Source organism: Pseudomonas ovata (assembly GCF_003131185.1).
Classification (GTDB): Bacteria; Pseudomonadota; Gammaproteobacteria; order Pseudomonadales; family Pseudomonadaceae; genus Aquipseudomonas; species Aquipseudomonas ovata.
The window spans coordinates 1-16,258 of sequence record NZ_QFFU01000042.1 but is presented as its reverse complement, the minus strand read 5'-3'; the positions used below and the strand labels follow the sequence as shown (position 1 = coordinate 16,258).

Sequence of the window (16,258 nt, the reverse complement as noted above, 5' to 3'; positions counted from 1 at the left end):
TGCCGCATGCCTCTTCGGTAGCAGACTACGAAGCGCTGCTGCCGTGGAACTGCTCGCCAGAGATGCCACGGTAAACCTGATCCCTGCTTTGCGGTAGGTGGGGATCATGGATCGGATACGTTGAAGGATCGAGGTGTTCTTACTTCTCAGGTTGATCTTGGAACCGAGCTTACTTCCATGAATTCCTTGGCGAGAAAATTGAATACAGTTGATTCTGGTTGGGTTGGGAATGCAGTCGATGTATCTAGCTTCAATGCACTCAATAAAACTGGCTCTTGGAGTGCAATGATGTGGGATTCTGGAAATAAAGTAGGGCACTGGGTCGTTGTTGATGGAGTAGATGCCGTTGGCAGGGTGTTGATTAAAGATCCTTTTAATGGTACGCAGTACAAAATGGGCGTTGAAGAGTTTAAGGATGTGTGGAATGGTCATTCCGTCTATAAGCAGTAAGGTTTTTGTTCAGTCAATTGTTTACTCAGATATTACCTCTGAGATAATTTATGTCTTTTCGAATGACGGCATTGAAAGTGAGTATTCTGGAAGGCTGCACGATAATTTAGGCATAAAAGGAATTGAGTATAGTGAAGAGCTGGAGGCTTTCTTGATGTTACTAATGCCAATAGATCCGCGCGTATCAAAGAAATTGCATGCCCTATCTTGGGATTATGTAGAAGGAGCAATTTTAAATTTTCCAGTGGTTTTGATTTCACCGTAGTTGGTGAAAAAGAACTTGGGAGAATTGAACCACCCATCCCAAAAATTGATGTTACAAATGAATTCATGATGAGCGTATCTAAAGATGGAGGGGTCCAACTCAAGTATGGTGATCCTGAGGGTGTAGCAGGATTGGTTGTGAATGTGGATAAAGCGGGAGTGCTGGGGTTTGAGATTCGTGCGGCACAAAATCACCCCTTTTACGATGCATCAGGCACTGATATGTTCGCCAGCGCAATGCAACGCCTCGGCAACGAAGGAATCCAGGTTAACCAAGTCCGCGGGGCTTGGGAGACGGGTACTGACAGCGTTAACACTGTCAAATATTTAAAGAATATTGTCGATGGAATGTCAAAAGAAAACGCTGTTTTGAATACTTGGACAGGAAAAATATCCCAAAAATACGGATATGGAAAGGTCCATAAAATTGAAGTCAAATGGGCAGCCAATCCGCTTGCTATCGTGTGATACTTGGGCGTGTGATACTGGATTTGCTCAAAACTTGGCAAATAAAATGGGAGTGCCGGTGAAAGCCCCAACTAAATTGGTGTGGGCTTATGGTGATGGTAAGATGATAGTTGCTCCACGTTCCTCGTTGAGTCAGAGTTCACCATTGTTTAATGTCCCTGATTTGTCGAGTCAGGGGGTGTTTAAAATATTCTATCTTGGTAAGGCAGAATGAAAAAGAACTACTTTATGGTGTGTGAGCGATGCGGGGGGAGATTAGAGAACTTAAAAGAAGGTAGCGCTCAAGGGTTAAGGTGTGCTGATTGTGGCTGGTCTGTAGTGACTACACATATTTCGGGTATTAAGGTTGATGAAGCGAAGTATGAAGTTAGTTGTAGTGGTGACTATAAAAATGAAGCCCATATAAGAGCCGTATCTGAAGTGGCGGGTCATAATTTTTTAACGTGCAGAAAGACTCTCCAGAAAGGAATTTCTCTCGTGTTTATTGGGCAGGCTTTGGAGGTTTTAAAGGTTAAAAATACTCTTGTTTCTGCTGGGCTTGATTGTACTGTTGAGCCTGAATTAAATTGGGCTTGATAAATGACCACTTCAGTGTCGTTTTGAATAGCCGGTGTCAAAGGAGCCATCGAAGCCATGAATCTTTTATCTACTGTGATCACAAGCCCCCCAGATCGAGAGAATTGCATGTTCGAGATTTGGGCGGGGTCGAGTCAGTTGGCTGAGGTATCACATGAGCCAGGAAGACCAATTGAAATAGAAATTTATCCCCCCGTTGAGGGCGGTAAATGGAGTTTTAATATTGAGGACCTCATGGCTACTTTGCATCAGGCGACTAAGACTTTAGCTTCTCACGAATAAGTTGGTGAAAAAGCTACTGCTCCGAAAGTAACAGCGCAAGGTAAGATGGGTGGTCAGGCGTTCACTGATGTTGACTCATTGGCGGTACGGCGGGGCTTGCAGCTGCAGAGAGGGCAGCGGCGGCAAAGGCTGCGAATTCAGCACGAACAATAGAGCGGGCTACAACAGGTATTGTGTGGGGTAAGGGAATTAAAAGACAAGGCATGCCTCGGGAGGGTTATCTTGGGACGCAACTGCCAGCCGGTTCTCGACCACCGCCTAACTTCAAGACGTTTGACTTTTTTGACGAGGCCACTGGTATATCGATCAGCGCCAAAACACTTGATACAACGACTGCTGCCAAACTTGCTAATCAGAGCCAAGTGTATTCATCGCTCAAAGTTAATATTGATGCCGCTGCTAATTTTCTGAATCTGGATTGAAGGGTGTGACAGTTGCTTCAAGTAAAATTACCGCTCGCGAATTACAAGTGGCTATTCCTGAAGCCACGACTAGCGCTCAGTGGGAACAAATCAATAGAGCCGTTGAATAGGGTCAGAGCAAAGGCGTTACGGTAAAAATTACCAAGGTGAATTCAAATGAACGATGTCGTGAAAACAGCCTGGGCGGATGCAGGGGCCAATAAGGAGTTTATTTACGTTAAAACTTATTCTGGCTATCGGAGTAGTGGAGCTGATCCACAGGGTGTCGAGCATCACGCCAGCCCTGAAATCAGTGATCAAGCGTTAGGTGTTGTAGTATTGGATGCGTTGGCCCATAGCCGATTTGTGCTTCCCGAGCTGCGTCAGGATGTTTGGATTCATCCTGAAGCTACGTTTGATATGGATGTATACGACTACGACTTGACCAACCAACGATATGATCAATGGGTTAGCGGTACGTTGGAGCGCTACAGCTACAAGAATAAGCGTGCGTTATTTAAAGATATGAAAAAATGCAGTATCGAAAGTAAGGGAGGCCAGATAACTATTCGTCCTGGCCATCACGAAAAGCTAGAAGCCTGGAGTGGTAAGGGACTGAGTGAGAGTGACTATGTCATTATCCCCAGCGGTAGTAGTCCTTCCGATGTAGGTGCGGCCTTGCGTTTGGCTTTTAGTCGGTGCACCTAATGTGTAGAGGTTTCGAGTTGATCTGACACCGGCCTCGTGCCGGCGTTGTTTAATCTACTTACTGCAAGCCCTGAATTGTGGATGAATGGTGAGCGAGTTGATGGTTTCTCGCCAATCACCAATAGCCCAGTTTCGGTGTTGGTCGTCAGGTTAAAAGAACGAATTACACTAATCACGGCTATGGAAGCCAAGAAAAGCCTGCGGAATATCATTCCGACCCCCACACGCCTACTTATAAGTAGGGTCCAGGCTATGGCTCCAATGGGAAAGAGACGAGAATCAATAGTGACGGGTCTTCCAGAGTTGAATGAATGGCTTGTTGCTAACAACTGCTTGCATGCAATCAGTATTCAGTTGAATATTGACGGAATGGCTTATGATTTATCTTTATCGATTTCGGCCTCTGAAAAGTTAGGGGCTGGTGTGGTGAGCATCAAGTTCATTGATGTTAGCCGGTTTACGGCCCGTGATGTTGGCGGCGGATTAACTCAGCTGATGCACATGAACGTTAACAAACTGGATTCTGGCTTCGATAGGATGCGTTATCAATTGATTGGTCTTGAGGCTAAAAAATTGTCGTTTTACTTCTCATCATTTTTGCTTGATTAGCGGGTTCAAAAGAGGTAGATACGTCCCTGTTGCCGTGTTTTCCGAGTGATTGACATGAATCGTGTTTCCAGAAAAATTAACGTATTCGCGATAATAGTTGCAGCCTGTAGCTGGGGAGGATTTCTTGACCGTGCGTATGCAGAAACCTGTCCGTCTGAGGATTTTCCGAAATTTCTTACGGTGTTTTCTGCCACACCTGAAGTGCAGCAACGCTTTACGGCGGTGAGGGTGCAGGCTTTGGTTTTGAAGCCAGCAGGACGGACCGATAGGTTCGAACCTCAAACGACTGATGTAGCGAATGCATCGTTGGCCTACCCACTGATGGATCCCATCACCTCGGGCAAGACTGACGGTGTACAGATTGAAGCGGTAGACGATCATCATGCCAGGGTTATTGATAAACGCGCTGGTAATAGCCAGATCAAAGTCTTCAATTTTTCTCGTCAAACATGCTGGGTGCTCGCAGGAATGGAAGATTGGTCGATACGCGAGAAAGATCTCTCAGCAGCCGTCCAGCCAACATTGAACCGTCGTGAGCATTTTTGCTTCCAGCGCGGTAGCGCATACGCTGGCTTGGGCGGTGCAGGGCAGTATCCATTGAGCGCTGAATTCTTTGAGGCCGCATTGGAAAACTACGTGTGTGCAGCGGCGTCGGGAGATCCTCAGGCAAGTTTGAACGCTGCGAGTCTGAGCCTTTCCGGGATGGCACCACAGCTGGAAACGGAAAAGGTCGAGGCGCTTTTCAAGGCGGCCTCCACTACGCTCGCAGAGGGCGCGGCCGGGTTGTCGGGTTTCTACTGTTATGGCAATAACGTTGCAGCCGATGGCCCGTGTCAGCACCCCGAGCAGGCTGAAAATGAGCTTGTTCGTGCAGTGTCCATGGGATCTTCCGATGCGACTAATTATTTGGGCTACGCCCTGGAAACAGGTGAGCTAAAAACAATGGACTTAGACAGAGCAATAGCGTGTTACCGTCTGGCTGCCCGCCTAGGTAATCAAACGGCCGCCGACAATCTAAAACGCCTGAGCAAGGAAGCTGCGAGCGTTTCAACCACTGACCATTGCTATTAATTGGCGGGATGCAGTCATGACAGAACCCCTTGATTCAGCGGCCGAGTACACCGGCGGCGGTGTTTGCAAAATGGCAGAACCGTGCTGCCTGTCTCAAAAAATCGTTAGGCGTCTGATGTGAAAATAAATGTTAGCGTTATTTTGGTTTTAGCTTCGCTTTATTGTCTGCCAGCGCATGCTGAGTGCATCACTAGCGCTACGAGCCAAGAAGTTGACGCGTGTGCAAAGGCAGAAAAGAATAATGCCGATGCCCGCCTAAACGACAGTTATAAAAAATTAATAGCCAGGGCTCAACTTCAGTATCGGTCAGATACTGGACGGGGTGATGAATTCAAAGCGAAGCTAAAAGATTCTCAGCGCGCATGGCTAAGGTGGCGTGATACCCATTGCGCACTTGAAGCCTTTGAAATAGAGGTTGGGCAGGCTGCTTACCTGACAACGATTAATAACTGTGTGGCGGGGATGAGCCTGGAGCGTGCGGCTTATTTGGATAACGTATTGCCCGATAGTTAAGATGCGTTCTGGATTGAACGTATCCCTGCCTTCACCCGCACACCCTGGCTGAACGCACCCTCCAGAGTGAGTTCGGTGAGGTTTAGGGAACGCTTACTTGTGGAGTGACGTGTCCTGCAAAATCACAGGGCTCACGGTTACGCCAGCGCCCCCGTTCTCAGCGCGAAGGCCGTCCGCTCGCTGGCGGGGTTGCCCGAGGTCGATGAACCTTACTGCCATGTTGTTTTTGAAACGGTGCAGGTAGAAGGTGCAAGCACGTGTGGCGATTACTTTTTGATGATCATTGAAACGCCAATTGATTGCGTCGATGAAGCACCGTCTGAATACCGTCAATACGAAGTCGATGATCCCGTCAGGCCAGAAAGGGGCGGCGAGTAGCGTGCATTCTTCAACCTGAAAATCGATAGTCGAAAAGCCGGTTCTCGTCATATTTTCAGGCTTGCACACGACCTTGGGGCAATCATTGTCAGCGAAGCAGTAAAAAAGCGTTTTGAAGCAGCGGGTGTAACAGGGGCTGTTTTTGCTTCGTTTGATGATGGCCGTGTCACCGTCACCTGAATTATCTCCATGGCACGCTGTCCGATCAGCATTCAAATGATGTTGGTTGTCAGGCGCTGGGTGCCTTGAAGGTATTGCGGCTCTGAAGGCTTGGTCAGGGGCAGGCGATGAGTGTTATTCAGGATCAGGATTTTGGTGAGCTGCATTTCGACGGTATTTGGCAGGGTGTATGTGAGGTGGTCTTTCTTGGGCGTCGTCTTGACGTAGAACTGGTTATCCAGACCTTTGATGACGCGCCCATCTCGCAAACGCAGCGGCTTGCGTATCGCGAGTTTGTTGCAAACAAAGCGTCGATTTGTGCACAGGTAGAAGAGGCTATTCTCAAGCATTACCTGGACCATCTCTGCGCCTACCGAGCCTGTTTTGATGCTCATGAGGTTGATGCCAGGGCGCCCAGCGTGCGTGAGGTAGAGGGCATGCGTGACCTGGTGTGCTTGAGGTGCATTAAAGTCATGTATGCCTTTGATGAGGGTGTACGCCAGGTGGGGTTTATTGGTGATGCGACGTTTGATCCTGAGCTTGGCCTGGGTGTTCTGGTCACCAACGGCTTTGTAGAGGCTGTGGATACACAAGACTTTTTGCTCGGTTGATGGCCCCCCACAGATCGTTGGCAAGGTGATCAGGCTCGATCGGAATCAATGGGCTAACGCCCACAAGGAAACGCTTGTGACCCGCAAAGCAATCATTTCAAGCCACCTCCACGCCATGCCCTGGATCAAAAAGGCCACTGTCTTTCTGCTCGTGCTCGATCACGCGCTGGACAACCTCAAGTCATCCGTCGCCACCCATGAAACCTGCAAGCAGGCCATCAACCTTTGCTGGCAATGGTTGTCTGACCGAACGGTGACAGGCGCCGCGCTGGCCCATTACCTTGATTGCGATGAGTTGCAAAATGGCCCGTTGGCAGAGCGCAACTTTGCCGCCGGCAGCATCGAGCAAGACAGCCTGATTCTCGTGCTGTTGGTCACCGGGTTCTTCGCGCATCAGGCGTACAAGGTTTCAGGGCAGGACGCCATGATGTCTGCTGCTGTGAGTGAGGCCGGTGAGGGCGCTGTGCCGGACATTGTCGAGTTCATCGATAAGGTGGGGTTGTTGAGTGTGTTGGGAGAGGGTGATTGAGCGCTGAGATTTTACGCCTGCTGCGCAGCCGGTCGCGGTGGTCCGGCATACCGGCAAGCGCGCTCCTGCAACTGTCACCGCGCGGGTCGATAATCAAGGCCGCGTTTGCCGCGTACCGGGCGTTTCGCCATAATCCTTGCCTTGACACTGTTTTGCAGACCTAGCAGGAGCCTCATGGAGCATTTTCGTAATATCGGCATCATCGGTCGCCTGGGCAGTGCCCAGGTGCTGGAGACGGTGCGCCGACTCAAGAGATTCCTCCTGGACCGGCATCTGCATGTGATCCTCGAAGACACCATTGCCGAAGTCTTGCCCGGCCACGGCCTGCAGACTTCGTCGCGCAAGATGCTTGGCGAGGTCTGTGATCTCGTGATCGTGGTCGGCGGCGACGGCAGCCTGTTGGGCGCGGCGCGGGCGCTGGCCAGGCACAATGTGCCGGTGCTGGGCATCAACCGTGGGCACCTGGGTTTTCTGACCGACATCCGCCCCGACGAGCTGGAGATAAAGGTCGCCGAGGTGCTGGACGGCCACTACCTGGTCGAGAACCGCTTCTTGCTGCAGGCCGAGGTGCGCCGGCACGGCGAAGCCATCGGCCAGGGCGATGCGCTCAACGATGTGGTGCTGCACCCGGGCAAGTCGACGCGCATGATCGAGTTCGAGATCTGGATCGACGGCCAGTTCGTCTGCAGCCAGAAGGCCGACGGCCTGATCGTCGCCACCCCCACCGGCTCGACCGCCTACGCGCTGTCGGCTGGTGGGCCGATCATGCACCCCAAGCTCGACGCCATCGTGATCGTGCCGATGTACCCGCACACGCTGTCGGGCCGGCCTATCGTGGTGGACGGCAACAGTGAATTGAAGATCGTGGTGGCCAAGGACATGACCATCTACCCGCAAGTGTCCTGCGACGGCCAGAACCATTTCACCTGTGCGCCGGGCGACACCGTCACGGTCAGCAAGAAGTCGCAGAAGCTGCGCCTGATCCATCCGCTGGATCACAACTATTACGAAGTGTGCCGTACCAAACTCGGTTGGGGCAGTCGCCTCGGTGGGAGAGGAGACGACTGATGCTCGATCCCGCGCGTAGCTACGATCTGATCGGGGACGTGCACGGGTGTGCCCAGACCCTGGAGCGACTGCTGGAGCAACTCGGTTATCGCTGTGAGGCGGGCGTGTGGCGTCATCCCCGGCGCATGGCGCTGTTTCTGGGCGATATCATCGACCGCGGCCCCCGCATCCGCGAGTCGCTGCACATCGTGCGCGACATGGTCCAGGCCGGCCAGGCGCTGTGCATCATGGGCAACCATGAATTCAACGCGCTGGGCTGGGTGACGCCAGCCTTGCCACAGAGCGGCCAGCACTACGTACGCGAGCACACACCCCGGCATGAAAAGCTGATCGGCGAGACACTGGCGCAGTTCGAGCAGTACCCGCACGAGTGGCGCGAGTTCATCGACTGGTTCTACGAGTTGCCGCTGTTCATCGATGCCGGGCGCTTCCGTGCCGTGCATGCCTGCTGGGACCCGAACCTGATCGAGCCGCTGCGCGGCCTGCATGGCTGCGGGCGCATCGACCGGCATTTCATCCAGGCCTCGGCGATTCCCGGCAGTTTTGCCAGCAATGTCTTTAACCGCCTGCTGCGCGGCACCGACATGCGCCTGCCGCACGGCCTGACCCTGACCGGCGGCGACGGCCTGACCCGCGAGTTCTTCCGCACCAAGTTCTGGGAAGACGACCCGCAGACCTATGGCGACATCGTGTTCCAGCCTGACGCGCTGCCTGAAGGAGTGGCCAAGACGCCGCTGTCGACCTCGGACAAGAACGCCTTGCTGCGCTACGGCATCGACGAGCCGCTGTTGTTCGTCGGCCATTACTGGCGCAGCGGCATTCCGGCGCCGATCCGGCCCAACCTGGCCTGCCTGGATTACAGCGCCGTGCTGTACGGCAAGCTGGTGGCCTACCGGCTGGACCAGGAAACGCAGATCGACCCGGACAAATTCGTCTGGGTCGATGTCCAACGCCCCGAGGCCAGCCGGTAAACGCTGTTTGCCCATTCACTCAGCCATTGGCTGTCACAAGGATTGACCATGGATGACTCGACGCTGGATCAACTGGAAGCCGCGCTGCTGGCATCCCCCGGCAACGTCGCGCTGATCGGCCTGCTGCTCAAGGCGTGCCTGGAGCGTGGCGACACGGCCCGCGGGTTGAAGCTGCTGCCCGACGACCTCGATCAGCCCGGCCACGAACCCCTGAAACCGGTGGCGGCGCAGCTGTACCTGACGGCCGGCAACGCGCAGAAGGCCCTGGACCTGGCCACCGGCGACGCGCCGCCGATGCAACTGCTGCGCGCCCGCGCCCTGGCCGAACTGGGGCGGCAGCGCGAAGCGCTGGTGGAGTACCGGGCGGCCATCAATGCCAACCCGGCGCTGGAAGACATGGCGCTGTGGCGACGGCTTAACGTCTCGGTCACCGACATCAACAGCGGAGAAGGCCGCCCGCGCTTGCGGGTGATCTCCAACGATGACACCGACCAGACCGAAGTGCGCCGCCTGCTGGTGCCGGAAAACGAGCGCGTCACCTTTGCCGACATCGGCGGCCTGGACGAGCTGAAAAAGACCATCCACAAGAAGATCATCCTGCCGTACCAGAAGCCCGGCCTGTTCGAGCGCTTTCGCAAGCGTGTCGGCGGCGGTGTGCTGCTGTACGGGCCGCCCGGCTGCGGCAAGACCATGCTGGCGCGGGCCACGGCCGGCGAGTGCAAGGCCACTTTCTTCAACGTGGCGATCTCCGACGTGCTGGACATGTACATCGGCGAGTCTGAGCGCAAGCTGCATGCCTTGTTCGAACAGGCCCGGGCCCAGGCGCCCGCGGTGATGTTCTTCGATGAAGTCGAGGCGCTGGGCGGCAAACGCTCCAATACCCGCGACTCGACCTCGTCCAAGCTGGTCAGCCAGTTCCTCTCGGAAATGGACGGCTTTACCAACGACAACAAGGGCGTGCTGATCCTGGCGGCAACCAACGTGCCGTGGTCGGTTGACTCGGCCTTCCGCCGGCCGGGGCGCTTCGATCGCACCTTGTTCGTGCCGCCACCGGACCGTGTGGCGCGCGAGACCATGCTGCAACTGATGGTCAAGGGCCGGCCGCTGGCCGCCGACATCGACTTTGCCTTTTTGGCCAAGAACACCTCGGGGTTCTCTGGCGCCGACCTGGGCGAACTGGTGGAAACCGCCGCCGACGAAGCCATCGAAGAGTCGATCGGGCAGGGCAGCGAACAGCCGATCAGCGACCGGCACTTCAAGCAGGCGCTCAAGGAAGTGCGGGCCACCACCCTGGAATGGCTGACCACGGCGCGCAATTACGCGCGCTATGCCAACGAAGGCAACCAATACGATGAAGTGCTGGCCTTTCTCGACAAACATGGCAAGGGGCGTTGATGGCCACTGACAGCGTGTACCGCATCGAAGACGAACCGCGCCCCGGGGCGCTGGCCAGGTTTGCCGTGTCACCGTTCTGGCCATTGCTGGGCCTGATGATGGGCGGGCTGTGGCTGGGCCTGCCGTGGTTTGTACTCAACTCCATTGCCGTGGGCTGCCCCAACCGGGTCAAGGAGTGGATCTGGGCGGGCGTCGGCCTGGTCGGCAGCGTGATCATCGCCGTGGCGCTGCTGTGGCTGCTCAACACCGGTTACCTGAACAGCCAGATCCAGCTGCAATACGCCATTCTGATCATGGTGGTGTGGAAGCTGTCGATCGGCTATGTGCTGTTCACCCAGCAAAGCGCCACCATCGAGCTGTATCAGTACTACGGCGGCCAGCTCAATCGCTTTGCGCCGCTGGTGGCGCTGGGCGGGGCGTTCCTGCTGCGCGGTGCGGTGCTCAAGCTGGTGCCTTCGGACCTCTGGTTTCTGGTGATGAGCTGATGAACAACGATTATTTGCTGGAAGTCGCCTATCAGCGGCTGAACACCGGGCATGTCGACGGGGCCATCGACAGTCTGCGCCAGTTGCTGGCCAATGACCCGGAGTCGGCTGAGGCGCATTCCTTGCTGGCGGTGTGCCTGCTGAACATGCGCCGCCTGCACGCCGCCCGTCATGAGTCGCGCCTGGCGCTGGCCCATGACCCGGGCCTGGCGCTGGCGCATTACGCCGCCGGGCAGATCGACGTTGCCTCGCGCCAGTTCAAGAGCGCTGAGCAGCACCTGTTGCAGTTGCTCGACCTGGAGCCCATGCAGCCGCGCGGTTACCGCAGCCTGGCCGACCTGTACCAGTTGACCGGGCGGTTGAGCGAGAGCCTGCCGTTGCTGGAAAAGGCCCTGGAGTTGCAGCCCGATGACGCGGCCAACCTGACCGCCATGGCCGATTATCACCGCGCCTGCGGCGACTATGGCAAGGCGCAGTTGTACGCCCGCCAGGCGTTGCAGGCCGATCCTGCGCACATTGGCGCCATCGTGGTGCTGGGGCATCTGCTGCTGCGTGAAGGCAATGTGCAGGGTGCCCGCGAGCACGCCGCCTGGGCCCTGCAGGAAGACCCCAACAGCGTGGCGGCGCTGGGCCTGCTGACCGAGGTCAAGGCGCGCAGCAATGTGTTCATGGGCGTCTGGTGGCGTTTCAACCGCTGGCTGATCGAGCGCGGCAGCACCCGCGCCATCGTCCTGCTGCTGGTCATGTTCGTCTGCTACCGGGTCACCGTGCTGACCGTCAGCAGCCAGGGCTACCCGCAGGTGGCGCAGATGATCGACTGGCTGTGGCTGGGCTTTGCCATTTACACCTTCGCCGCCCCGCAGATCTTCCGCCGCACGATGGACAAGGAACTGGCGCAGGTGAAACTGTCCCGGGATTTCTGAACCGTCGAGCCCTTGTAGGAGCGCGCTCTGCCCGCGACCGAGTGCGTAGCGCTCGCAAAATCTCGGAAACGCCACAAACTTATGATTGCTACCCCATCCGGGATCTATGAAACGCCACAAATTTACGACTGCTAACGCAGCCGGTCGCGGGCAAGCGCGCTCCTACTGCTCCACCCGCTAGTTTTTCAATCCCCGGTGCCCCGCCACTCGATCGGCGTTAAACTGGCGCCATCCCGTAGAGAGTGTTGAACATGTCCTCTTTTGCAGAAATGATTGAAAACATCACCCCCGATGTCTATGAAAGCCTCAAGCTGGCCGTCGAGATCGGCAAATGGTCCGACGGTCGCAAGCTGACCCAGGAGCAGCGCGAGCTGTCGATGCAGGCGCTGATCGCCTGGGAAGTGCGCAACCTGCCCGAAGACCAGCGCACCGGCTACATGGGGCCGCAGGAATGCGCGTCCAAGTCCGCCCCCATCGCCAATATCCTGTTCAAGTCGGATGCCATCCATTGATCGAACTGGGTCGTGGTGCCGTCAACAAGATGTTGGTGCGTCAGGGCGACGCGCCGTTCGTGCAATACGCCTTTCGCCTGGGCGACAGTGAAATCGCGGTCAACCCGCTGATCGGCAAGCCCTTGCGCCTGGAGTTCCTGGGCGCCATCCATTGCAGCCATTGCGGGCGCAAGACCAAGTCCAGCTACAGCCAGGGCTATTGCTACCCGTGCATGACCAGGCTGGCGCAGTGCGACGTGTGCATCATGAGCCCGGAAAAGTGCCATTACCACGAAGGTACCTGCCGTGACCCGGCCTGGGGCGAGCAGTTCTGCATGACCGACCACATCGTCTACCTGGCCAACTCGTCCGGGATCAAGGTCGGCATCACCCGTGCTTCCCAATTGCCGACCCGCTGGCTCGATCAGGGCGCGAGCCAGGCGCTGCCGATTTTGCGCGTGGCCACCCGCCAGCAGTCGGGCTTTGTCGAAGACCTGCTGCGCAGCCAGGTAGCGGACCGCACCAACTGGCGCGCGCTGCTCAAGGGCGACGCCCCGCCGGTGGACCTCAAGGCGATTCGCAGCGAGCTGTTCGAGCAGTGTGGTGAGGGGCTTGTTGCGTTGCAGGAACAGTTTGGCCTGCACGCCATCCAATTGCTGCACGACGCCGAACCGCTGGAGTTTCGCTATCCGGTCGAGGCCTACCCGACCAAGATCGTCAGCTTCAACCTGGACAAGAACCCGGTGGCCGAGGGCACGTTGCTGGGCATCAAGGGCCAGTACCTGATCTTCGACACCGGCGTCATCAATATTCGCAAGTACACGGCCTATCAACTGGCCGTGCTTCAGTCATAGGGATTTTCCGCATGCGCACCGAACAACCGCAAGTGATCCATCTCAAGGACTACCAGGCGCCCGAGTACCTCATCGACGAGACGCACCTGACCTTCGAGCTGTTCGACGACCACACCCTGGTGCATGCGCAACTGGTCATGCGCCGCAACCCGGTGCGTGGCGCGGGCCTGCCGCCGCTGGTGCTCGATGGCCAGCACCTGGAACTGCTGGCGCTGCAACTGGACGACACCGAACTGACCGCCGCCGACTACCAGCTCGACGACAGCCACCTGACCGTGCAGCCCAAGGGCGAGCGCTTCACCCTCGACAGCACGGTGCGTATCCACCCGGAAACCAACACCGCCCTTGAGGGGCTGTACACGTCCGGCGGCATGTTCTGCACCCAGTGCGAAGCCGAAGGTTTTCGCAAGATCACCTATTACCTCGACCGCCCGGACGTGATGAGCAGCTTCACCACCACAGTCAGCGGCGACAAGCAGAAGTACCCGATCCTGTTGTCCAACGGCAACCCGATTGCCAGCGGTCAGGAAGACGACGGTCGCCACTGGGCGACCTGGGAAGATCCGTTCAAGAAGCCGGCCTACCTGTTTGCGCTGGTGGCCGGTGATCTGTGGTGCATCGAAGACACCTTTACCACCCGCAGCGCCCGTGAAGTGACCCTGCGCATCTATGTCGAGCCGGAAAACGTCGACAAGTGCCAGCACGCCATGGACAGCCTGAAGAAATCCATGCGCTGGGACGAAGAGGCCTACGGTCGCGAGTACGACCTGGACATCTTCATGATCGTGGCCGTCAACGACTTCAACATGGGCGCGATGGAGAACAAGGGCCTCAACATCTTCAATTCCAGCGCCGTGCTGGCCCGCGCCGAGACCGCCACCGACGCCGCCCACCAGCGCGTCGAGGCCATCGTCGCCCACGAGTACTTCCATAACTGGTCGGGCAACCGCGTCACCTGCCGCGACTGGTTCCAGCTGTCGCTCAAGGAAGGCTTTACCGTCTACCGCGACTCGGGCTTCTCGGCCGACATGAACTCGGCCACGGTCAAGCGCATCCAGGACGTGGCTTACCTGCGCACCCACCAGTTCGCCGAAGACGCCGGCCCCATGGCCCACGCCGTGCGCCCGGACAGCTTCATCGAGATCTCCAACTTCTACACCCTGACCGTGTACGAGAAGGGCTCCGAAGTGGTCGGCATGATCCACACCCTGTTGGGCGCCGAAGGCTTTCGCCGGGGCAGCGACCTGTACTTCGAGCGCCACGATGGCCAGGCCGTGACCTGCGACGACTTCATCAAGGCCATGGAAGACGCCAACGGTGTCGACCTGACCCAGTTCAAGCGCTGGTACAGCCAGGCCGGAACGCCGCGTCTTGAAGTCAGCGAACACTACGACAGCACGGCGCGCACCTACAGCCTGACCTTCCGCCAGAGCTGCCCGATCACCCCGGACAAGCAGGAAAAGCTGCCGTTCGTGATCCCGGTGGCCCTGGGGCTGCTGGATTCACAAGGTGTTGAGCTCGCCCTGCGCCTGGACGGCGAAGCGGCCGCTTCCGGCACCCGCCGCGTGATCTCGGTCACCGAGGCCGAACAGACCTTTACCTTTGTCGACATCGACGCCAAACCGCTGCCGTCGCTGCTGCGCGGCTTCAGTGCGCCGGTCAAGCTGAGCTTCCCGTACGACCGCGACCAGTTGATGTTCCTGATGCAGCACGACAGCGACGGTTTCAACCGCTGGGATGCCGGCCAGCAACTGTCGGTGCAGGTGCTGCAGGACCTGATGAAACAGCACCAGCAAGGCCAGCCGCTGGTCATGGACCCGCGGCTGGTCACGGCACTGGGCACGGTGCTGGCCGACGAGCAGCTTGACCAGGCCATGGTCGCCGAAATGCTCTCGCTGCCGGGTGAGGGTTACCTGACCGAGATCAGCCAGGTGGCCGATGTCGAGGCCATCCATGCCGCCCGCGAGTTTGCCCGTCGGCAGATCGCCAGCGGCTTGTTCGACAGCCTGTGGGCGCGTTACCAGGCCAACCGCGAAGTCTCGCGCAAGACCGTCTACGTCGCCGAGGCCGAGCACTTTGCCCGTCGCGCCTTGCAGAACATCGCCTTGTCGTACCTGATGCTCAGCGAACAGCCCGAGGTGCTGGCCGCCGCCATCGACCAGTTCGACAGCAGCGACAACATGACCGAGCGCCTGACGGCCCTGGCCGTGCTGGTCAACTCACCGTTCGAGCAGGAGCGCGAAAAGGCCCTGGCGGTGTTCGCCGAGAACTTCAAGGACAACCCGCTGGTCATGGACCAGTGGTTCAGCGTCCAGGCCGGCAGCACCCAGCCGGGTGGCCTGGAGCGGGTCAAGGCCCTGATGCAGCACCCGGCGTTCAACATCAAGAACCCCAACAAGGTGCGTGCCCTGATCGGCGCCTTTGCCGGCCAGAACCTGATCAACTTCCACGCCGCCGATGGCTCCGGCTATCGCTTCCTGGCCGATATCGTCATCGAGCTGAACGGTTTCAACCCGCAGATCGCCTCCCGCCAACTGTCGCCGCTGACCCGCTGGCGCAAATACGACAGCGCCCGCCAGGCCCTGCTCAAGGCCGAGCTGGAGCGGATTCGCAGCTCTGGTGAGCTGTCGTCGGACGTGTATGAAGTGGTGAACAAGAGCCTGGCGGAGTAACCGGGCGTGAAGTAAAAAAAGGCGTTATCCGCAACAGCGGGTAGCGCCTTTTTTACAGGGGAAGGGTGCAAGACCTGCCGGACGACTGTCCGCAGGAGATTACCCGCCGCCAAGGCGCAGTGCTGTCGCGAAGCAAACACGGGACCGGGTAGGAGCGCGCTTGCCCGCGACCGAGTGCGTAGCGCTCGCAAAAATTGTGTGGCCGCTGAAAATTTACGACTGCTAACGCAGCCGGTCGCGGGCAAGCGCGCTCCTACAAAGTGATCTGCACCCCAAAAGTTGGACACCAATCTGACTTCCTGGGGTTTTTTCATGGGCAAGTACTCTACGCAGTTCAAAATCACAGTCGTAAAGGACTACCTCAGCGGCATTGAGGGGTT

The 16,258-nt window shown here is 57.2% G+C and carries 19 protein-coding genes and 1 pseudogene; all 20 read left to right on the top strand.

Annotation, left to right across the window (positions count from 1 at the left end; all coding sequences use genetic code 11):
• The first annotated feature begins 177 nt into the window (after positions 1-177).
• The 20 genes and pseudogenes from DGA31_RS29115 to pepN all read left to right on the top strand — a co-directional run bounded on the left by DGA31_RS29115 (position 178) and on the right by pepN (position 15,878).
• Positions 178-450, top strand: coding sequence for a cysteine peptidase family C39 domain-containing protein (locus tag DGA31_RS29115; RefSeq protein ID WP_206606854.1), 273 nt, complete (start codon positions 178-180; stop codon positions 448-450).
• Entirely contained in the window at positions 425-715 is a 291-nt protein-coding gene (locus tag DGA31_RS29910; RefSeq protein WP_161959248.1) for a hypothetical protein, read from the top strand. Before DGA31_RS29115 ends, DGA31_RS29910 begins: the two co-directional genes overlap by 26 nt.
• Before the next feature lie 68 nt (positions 716-783).
• Positions 784-1,182 (top strand): hypothetical protein, encoded by a 399-nt coding sequence (locus tag DGA31_RS29110; RefSeq protein ID WP_193551534.1) that lies wholly within the window; start codon positions 784-786, stop codon positions 1,180-1,182.
• A 210-nt stretch (positions 1,183-1,392) separates the two neighbouring features.
• Positions 1,393-1,758 carry a hypothetical protein gene (locus DGA31_RS29730; protein WP_152035092.1) on the top strand — a complete coding sequence of 122 codons (366 nt, stop codon included), beginning with the start codon at positions 1,393-1,395 and terminating at the stop codon, positions 1,756-1,758.
• A 485-nt stretch (positions 1,759-2,243) separates the two neighbouring features.
• A pseudogene (locus DGA31_RS31015) lies at positions 2,244-2,572 on the top strand (endonuclease toxin domain-containing protein).
• Between the two features lie 46 nt (positions 2,573-2,618).
• Positions 2,619-3,149: a contact-dependent growth inhibition system immunity protein gene (locus tag DGA31_RS29100; protein WP_109514876.1), complete on the top strand. Its 531-nt coding sequence runs from the start codon at positions 2,619-2,621 to the stop codon at positions 3,147-3,149.
• An 81-nt stretch (positions 3,150-3,230) separates the two neighbouring features.
• Complete coding sequence (locus DGA31_RS29095) at positions 3,231-3,758, top strand: hypothetical protein (protein WP_241509674.1); 528 nt, start codon at positions 3,231-3,233, stop codon at positions 3,756-3,758.
• Between the two features lie 54 nt (positions 3,759-3,812).
• On the top strand, positions 3,813-4,829 hold the full coding sequence (locus DGA31_RS29090; RefSeq protein ID WP_109514878.1) for a tetratricopeptide repeat protein: 1,017 nt from the start codon (positions 3,813-3,815) through the stop codon (positions 4,827-4,829).
• A gap of 117 nt (positions 4,830-4,946) precedes the next feature.
• Positions 4,947-5,342, top strand: coding sequence for a lysozyme inhibitor LprI family protein (locus tag DGA31_RS29085; protein WP_109514875.1), 396 nt, complete (start codon positions 4,947-4,949; stop codon positions 5,340-5,342).
• A gap of 393 nt (positions 5,343-5,735) precedes the next feature.
• Complete coding sequence (locus DGA31_RS30600) at positions 5,736-5,900, top strand: imm11 family protein (protein WP_338322872.1); 165 nt, start codon at positions 5,736-5,738, stop codon at positions 5,898-5,900.
• 107 nt (positions 5,901-6,007) lie between these two features.
• Positions 6,008-6,490, top strand: a complete 483-nt coding sequence (locus DGA31_RS29075; protein WP_109514873.1) for a DUF6985 domain-containing protein — start codon at positions 6,008-6,010, stop codon at positions 6,488-6,490.
• A gap of 76 nt (positions 6,491-6,566) precedes the next feature.
• Positions 6,567-7,019, top strand: a complete 453-nt coding sequence (locus DGA31_RS29070; protein ID WP_109514872.1) for an Imm6 family immunity protein — start codon at positions 6,567-6,569, stop codon at positions 7,017-7,019.
• A 174-nt stretch (positions 7,020-7,193) separates the two neighbouring features.
• Positions 7,194-8,087, top strand: coding sequence for an NAD(+) kinase (locus tag DGA31_RS29065; protein ID WP_109514871.1), 894 nt, complete (start codon positions 7,194-7,196; stop codon positions 8,085-8,087).
• Complete coding sequence (locus DGA31_RS29060) at positions 8,087-9,058, top strand: metallophosphoesterase (protein ID WP_056840434.1); 972 nt, start codon at positions 8,087-8,089, stop codon at positions 9,056-9,058. Before DGA31_RS29065 ends, DGA31_RS29060 begins: the two co-directional genes overlap by 1 nt.
• A 48-nt stretch (positions 9,059-9,106) precedes the next feature.
• Positions 9,107-10,453 (top strand): AAA family ATPase, encoded by a 1,347-nt coding sequence (locus tag DGA31_RS29055; RefSeq protein WP_056840433.1) that lies wholly within the window; start codon positions 9,107-9,109, stop codon positions 10,451-10,453.
• A complete protein-coding gene (locus DGA31_RS29050; RefSeq protein ID WP_056840432.1) occupies positions 10,453-10,938 on the top strand; it encodes a hypothetical protein in 486 nt (161 codons plus the stop codon). Before DGA31_RS29055 ends, DGA31_RS29050 begins: the two co-directional genes overlap by 1 nt.
• Positions 10,938-11,861: a tetratricopeptide repeat protein gene (locus DGA31_RS29045; RefSeq protein ID WP_109514870.1), complete on the top strand. Its 924-nt coding sequence runs from the start codon at positions 10,938-10,940 to the stop codon at positions 11,859-11,861. The genes DGA31_RS29050 and DGA31_RS29045 overlap by 1 nt, the downstream gene beginning before the upstream one ends.
• Before the next feature lie 251 nt (positions 11,862-12,112).
• Positions 12,113-12,373 carry a YeaC family protein gene (locus DGA31_RS29040; protein ID WP_056840430.1) on the top strand — a complete coding sequence of 87 codons (261 nt, stop codon included), beginning with the start codon at positions 12,113-12,115 and terminating at the stop codon, positions 12,371-12,373.
• Entirely contained in the window at positions 12,370-13,206 is an 837-nt protein-coding gene (locus DGA31_RS29035) for a DUF2797 domain-containing protein (RefSeq protein WP_161959247.1), read from the top strand. The genes DGA31_RS29040 and DGA31_RS29035 overlap by 4 nt, the downstream gene beginning before the upstream one ends.
• A gap of 11 nt (positions 13,207-13,217) precedes the next feature.
• A complete protein-coding gene (gene pepN, locus DGA31_RS29030; protein ID WP_109514869.1) occupies positions 13,218-15,878 on the top strand; it encodes an aminopeptidase N in 2,661 nt (886 codons plus the stop codon).
• Positions 15,879-16,258 lie beyond the last annotated feature (380 nt).

Excerpts from the sequence above, each read along its gene's own strand:
- DGA31_RS29100 (WP_109514876.1), top strand. The coding sequence starts at position 2,619 with ATGAACGATGTCGTGAAAACAGCCTGGGCGGATGCAGGGGCCAATAAG.
- DGA31_RS29910 (WP_161959248.1), top strand. The coding sequence starts at position 425 with ATGGTCATTCCGTCTATAAGCAGTAAGGTTTTTGTTCAGTCAATTGTT.
- DGA31_RS29075 (WP_109514873.1), top strand. The coding sequence starts at position 6,008 with ATGAGTGTTATTCAGGATCAGGATTTTGGTGAGCTGCATTTCGACGGT.
- DGA31_RS29095 (WP_241509674.1), top strand. The coding sequence starts at position 3,231 with ATGAATGGTGAGCGAGTTGATGGTTTCTCGCCAATCACCAATAGCCCA.
- DGA31_RS29730 (WP_152035092.1), top strand. The coding sequence starts at position 1,393 with ATGAAAAAGAACTACTTTATGGTGTGTGAGCGATGCGGGGGGAGATTA.
- DGA31_RS29045 (WP_109514870.1), top strand. The coding sequence starts at position 10,938 with ATGAACAACGATTATTTGCTGGAAGTCGCCTATCAGCGGCTGAACACC.
- DGA31_RS29050 (WP_056840432.1), top strand. The coding sequence starts at position 10,453 with ATGGCCACTGACAGCGTGTACCGCATCGAAGACGAACCGCGCCCCGGG.
- DGA31_RS29040 (WP_056840430.1), top strand. The coding sequence starts at position 12,113 with ATGTCCTCTTTTGCAGAAATGATTGAAAACATCACCCCCGATGTCTAT.
- DGA31_RS29065 (WP_109514871.1), top strand. The coding sequence starts at position 7,194 with ATGGAGCATTTTCGTAATATCGGCATCATCGGTCGCCTGGGCAGTGCC.
- DGA31_RS29090 (WP_109514878.1), top strand. The coding sequence starts at position 3,813 with ATGAATCGTGTTTCCAGAAAAATTAACGTATTCGCGATAATAGTTGCA.
- DGA31_RS29115 (WP_206606854.1), top strand. The coding sequence starts at position 178 with ATGAATTCCTTGGCGAGAAAATTGAATACAGTTGATTCTGGTTGGGTT.
- DGA31_RS29060 (WP_056840434.1), top strand. The coding sequence starts at position 8,087 with ATGCTCGATCCCGCGCGTAGCTACGATCTGATCGGGGACGTGCACGGG.
- DGA31_RS29055 (WP_056840433.1), top strand. The coding sequence starts at position 9,107 with ATGGATGACTCGACGCTGGATCAACTGGAAGCCGCGCTGCTGGCATCC.
- DGA31_RS29110 (WP_193551534.1), top strand. The coding sequence starts at position 784 with ATGAGCGTATCTAAAGATGGAGGGGTCCAACTCAAGTATGGTGATCCT.
- pepN (WP_109514869.1), top strand. The coding sequence starts at position 13,218 with ATGCGCACCGAACAACCGCAAGTGATCCATCTCAAGGACTACCAGGCG.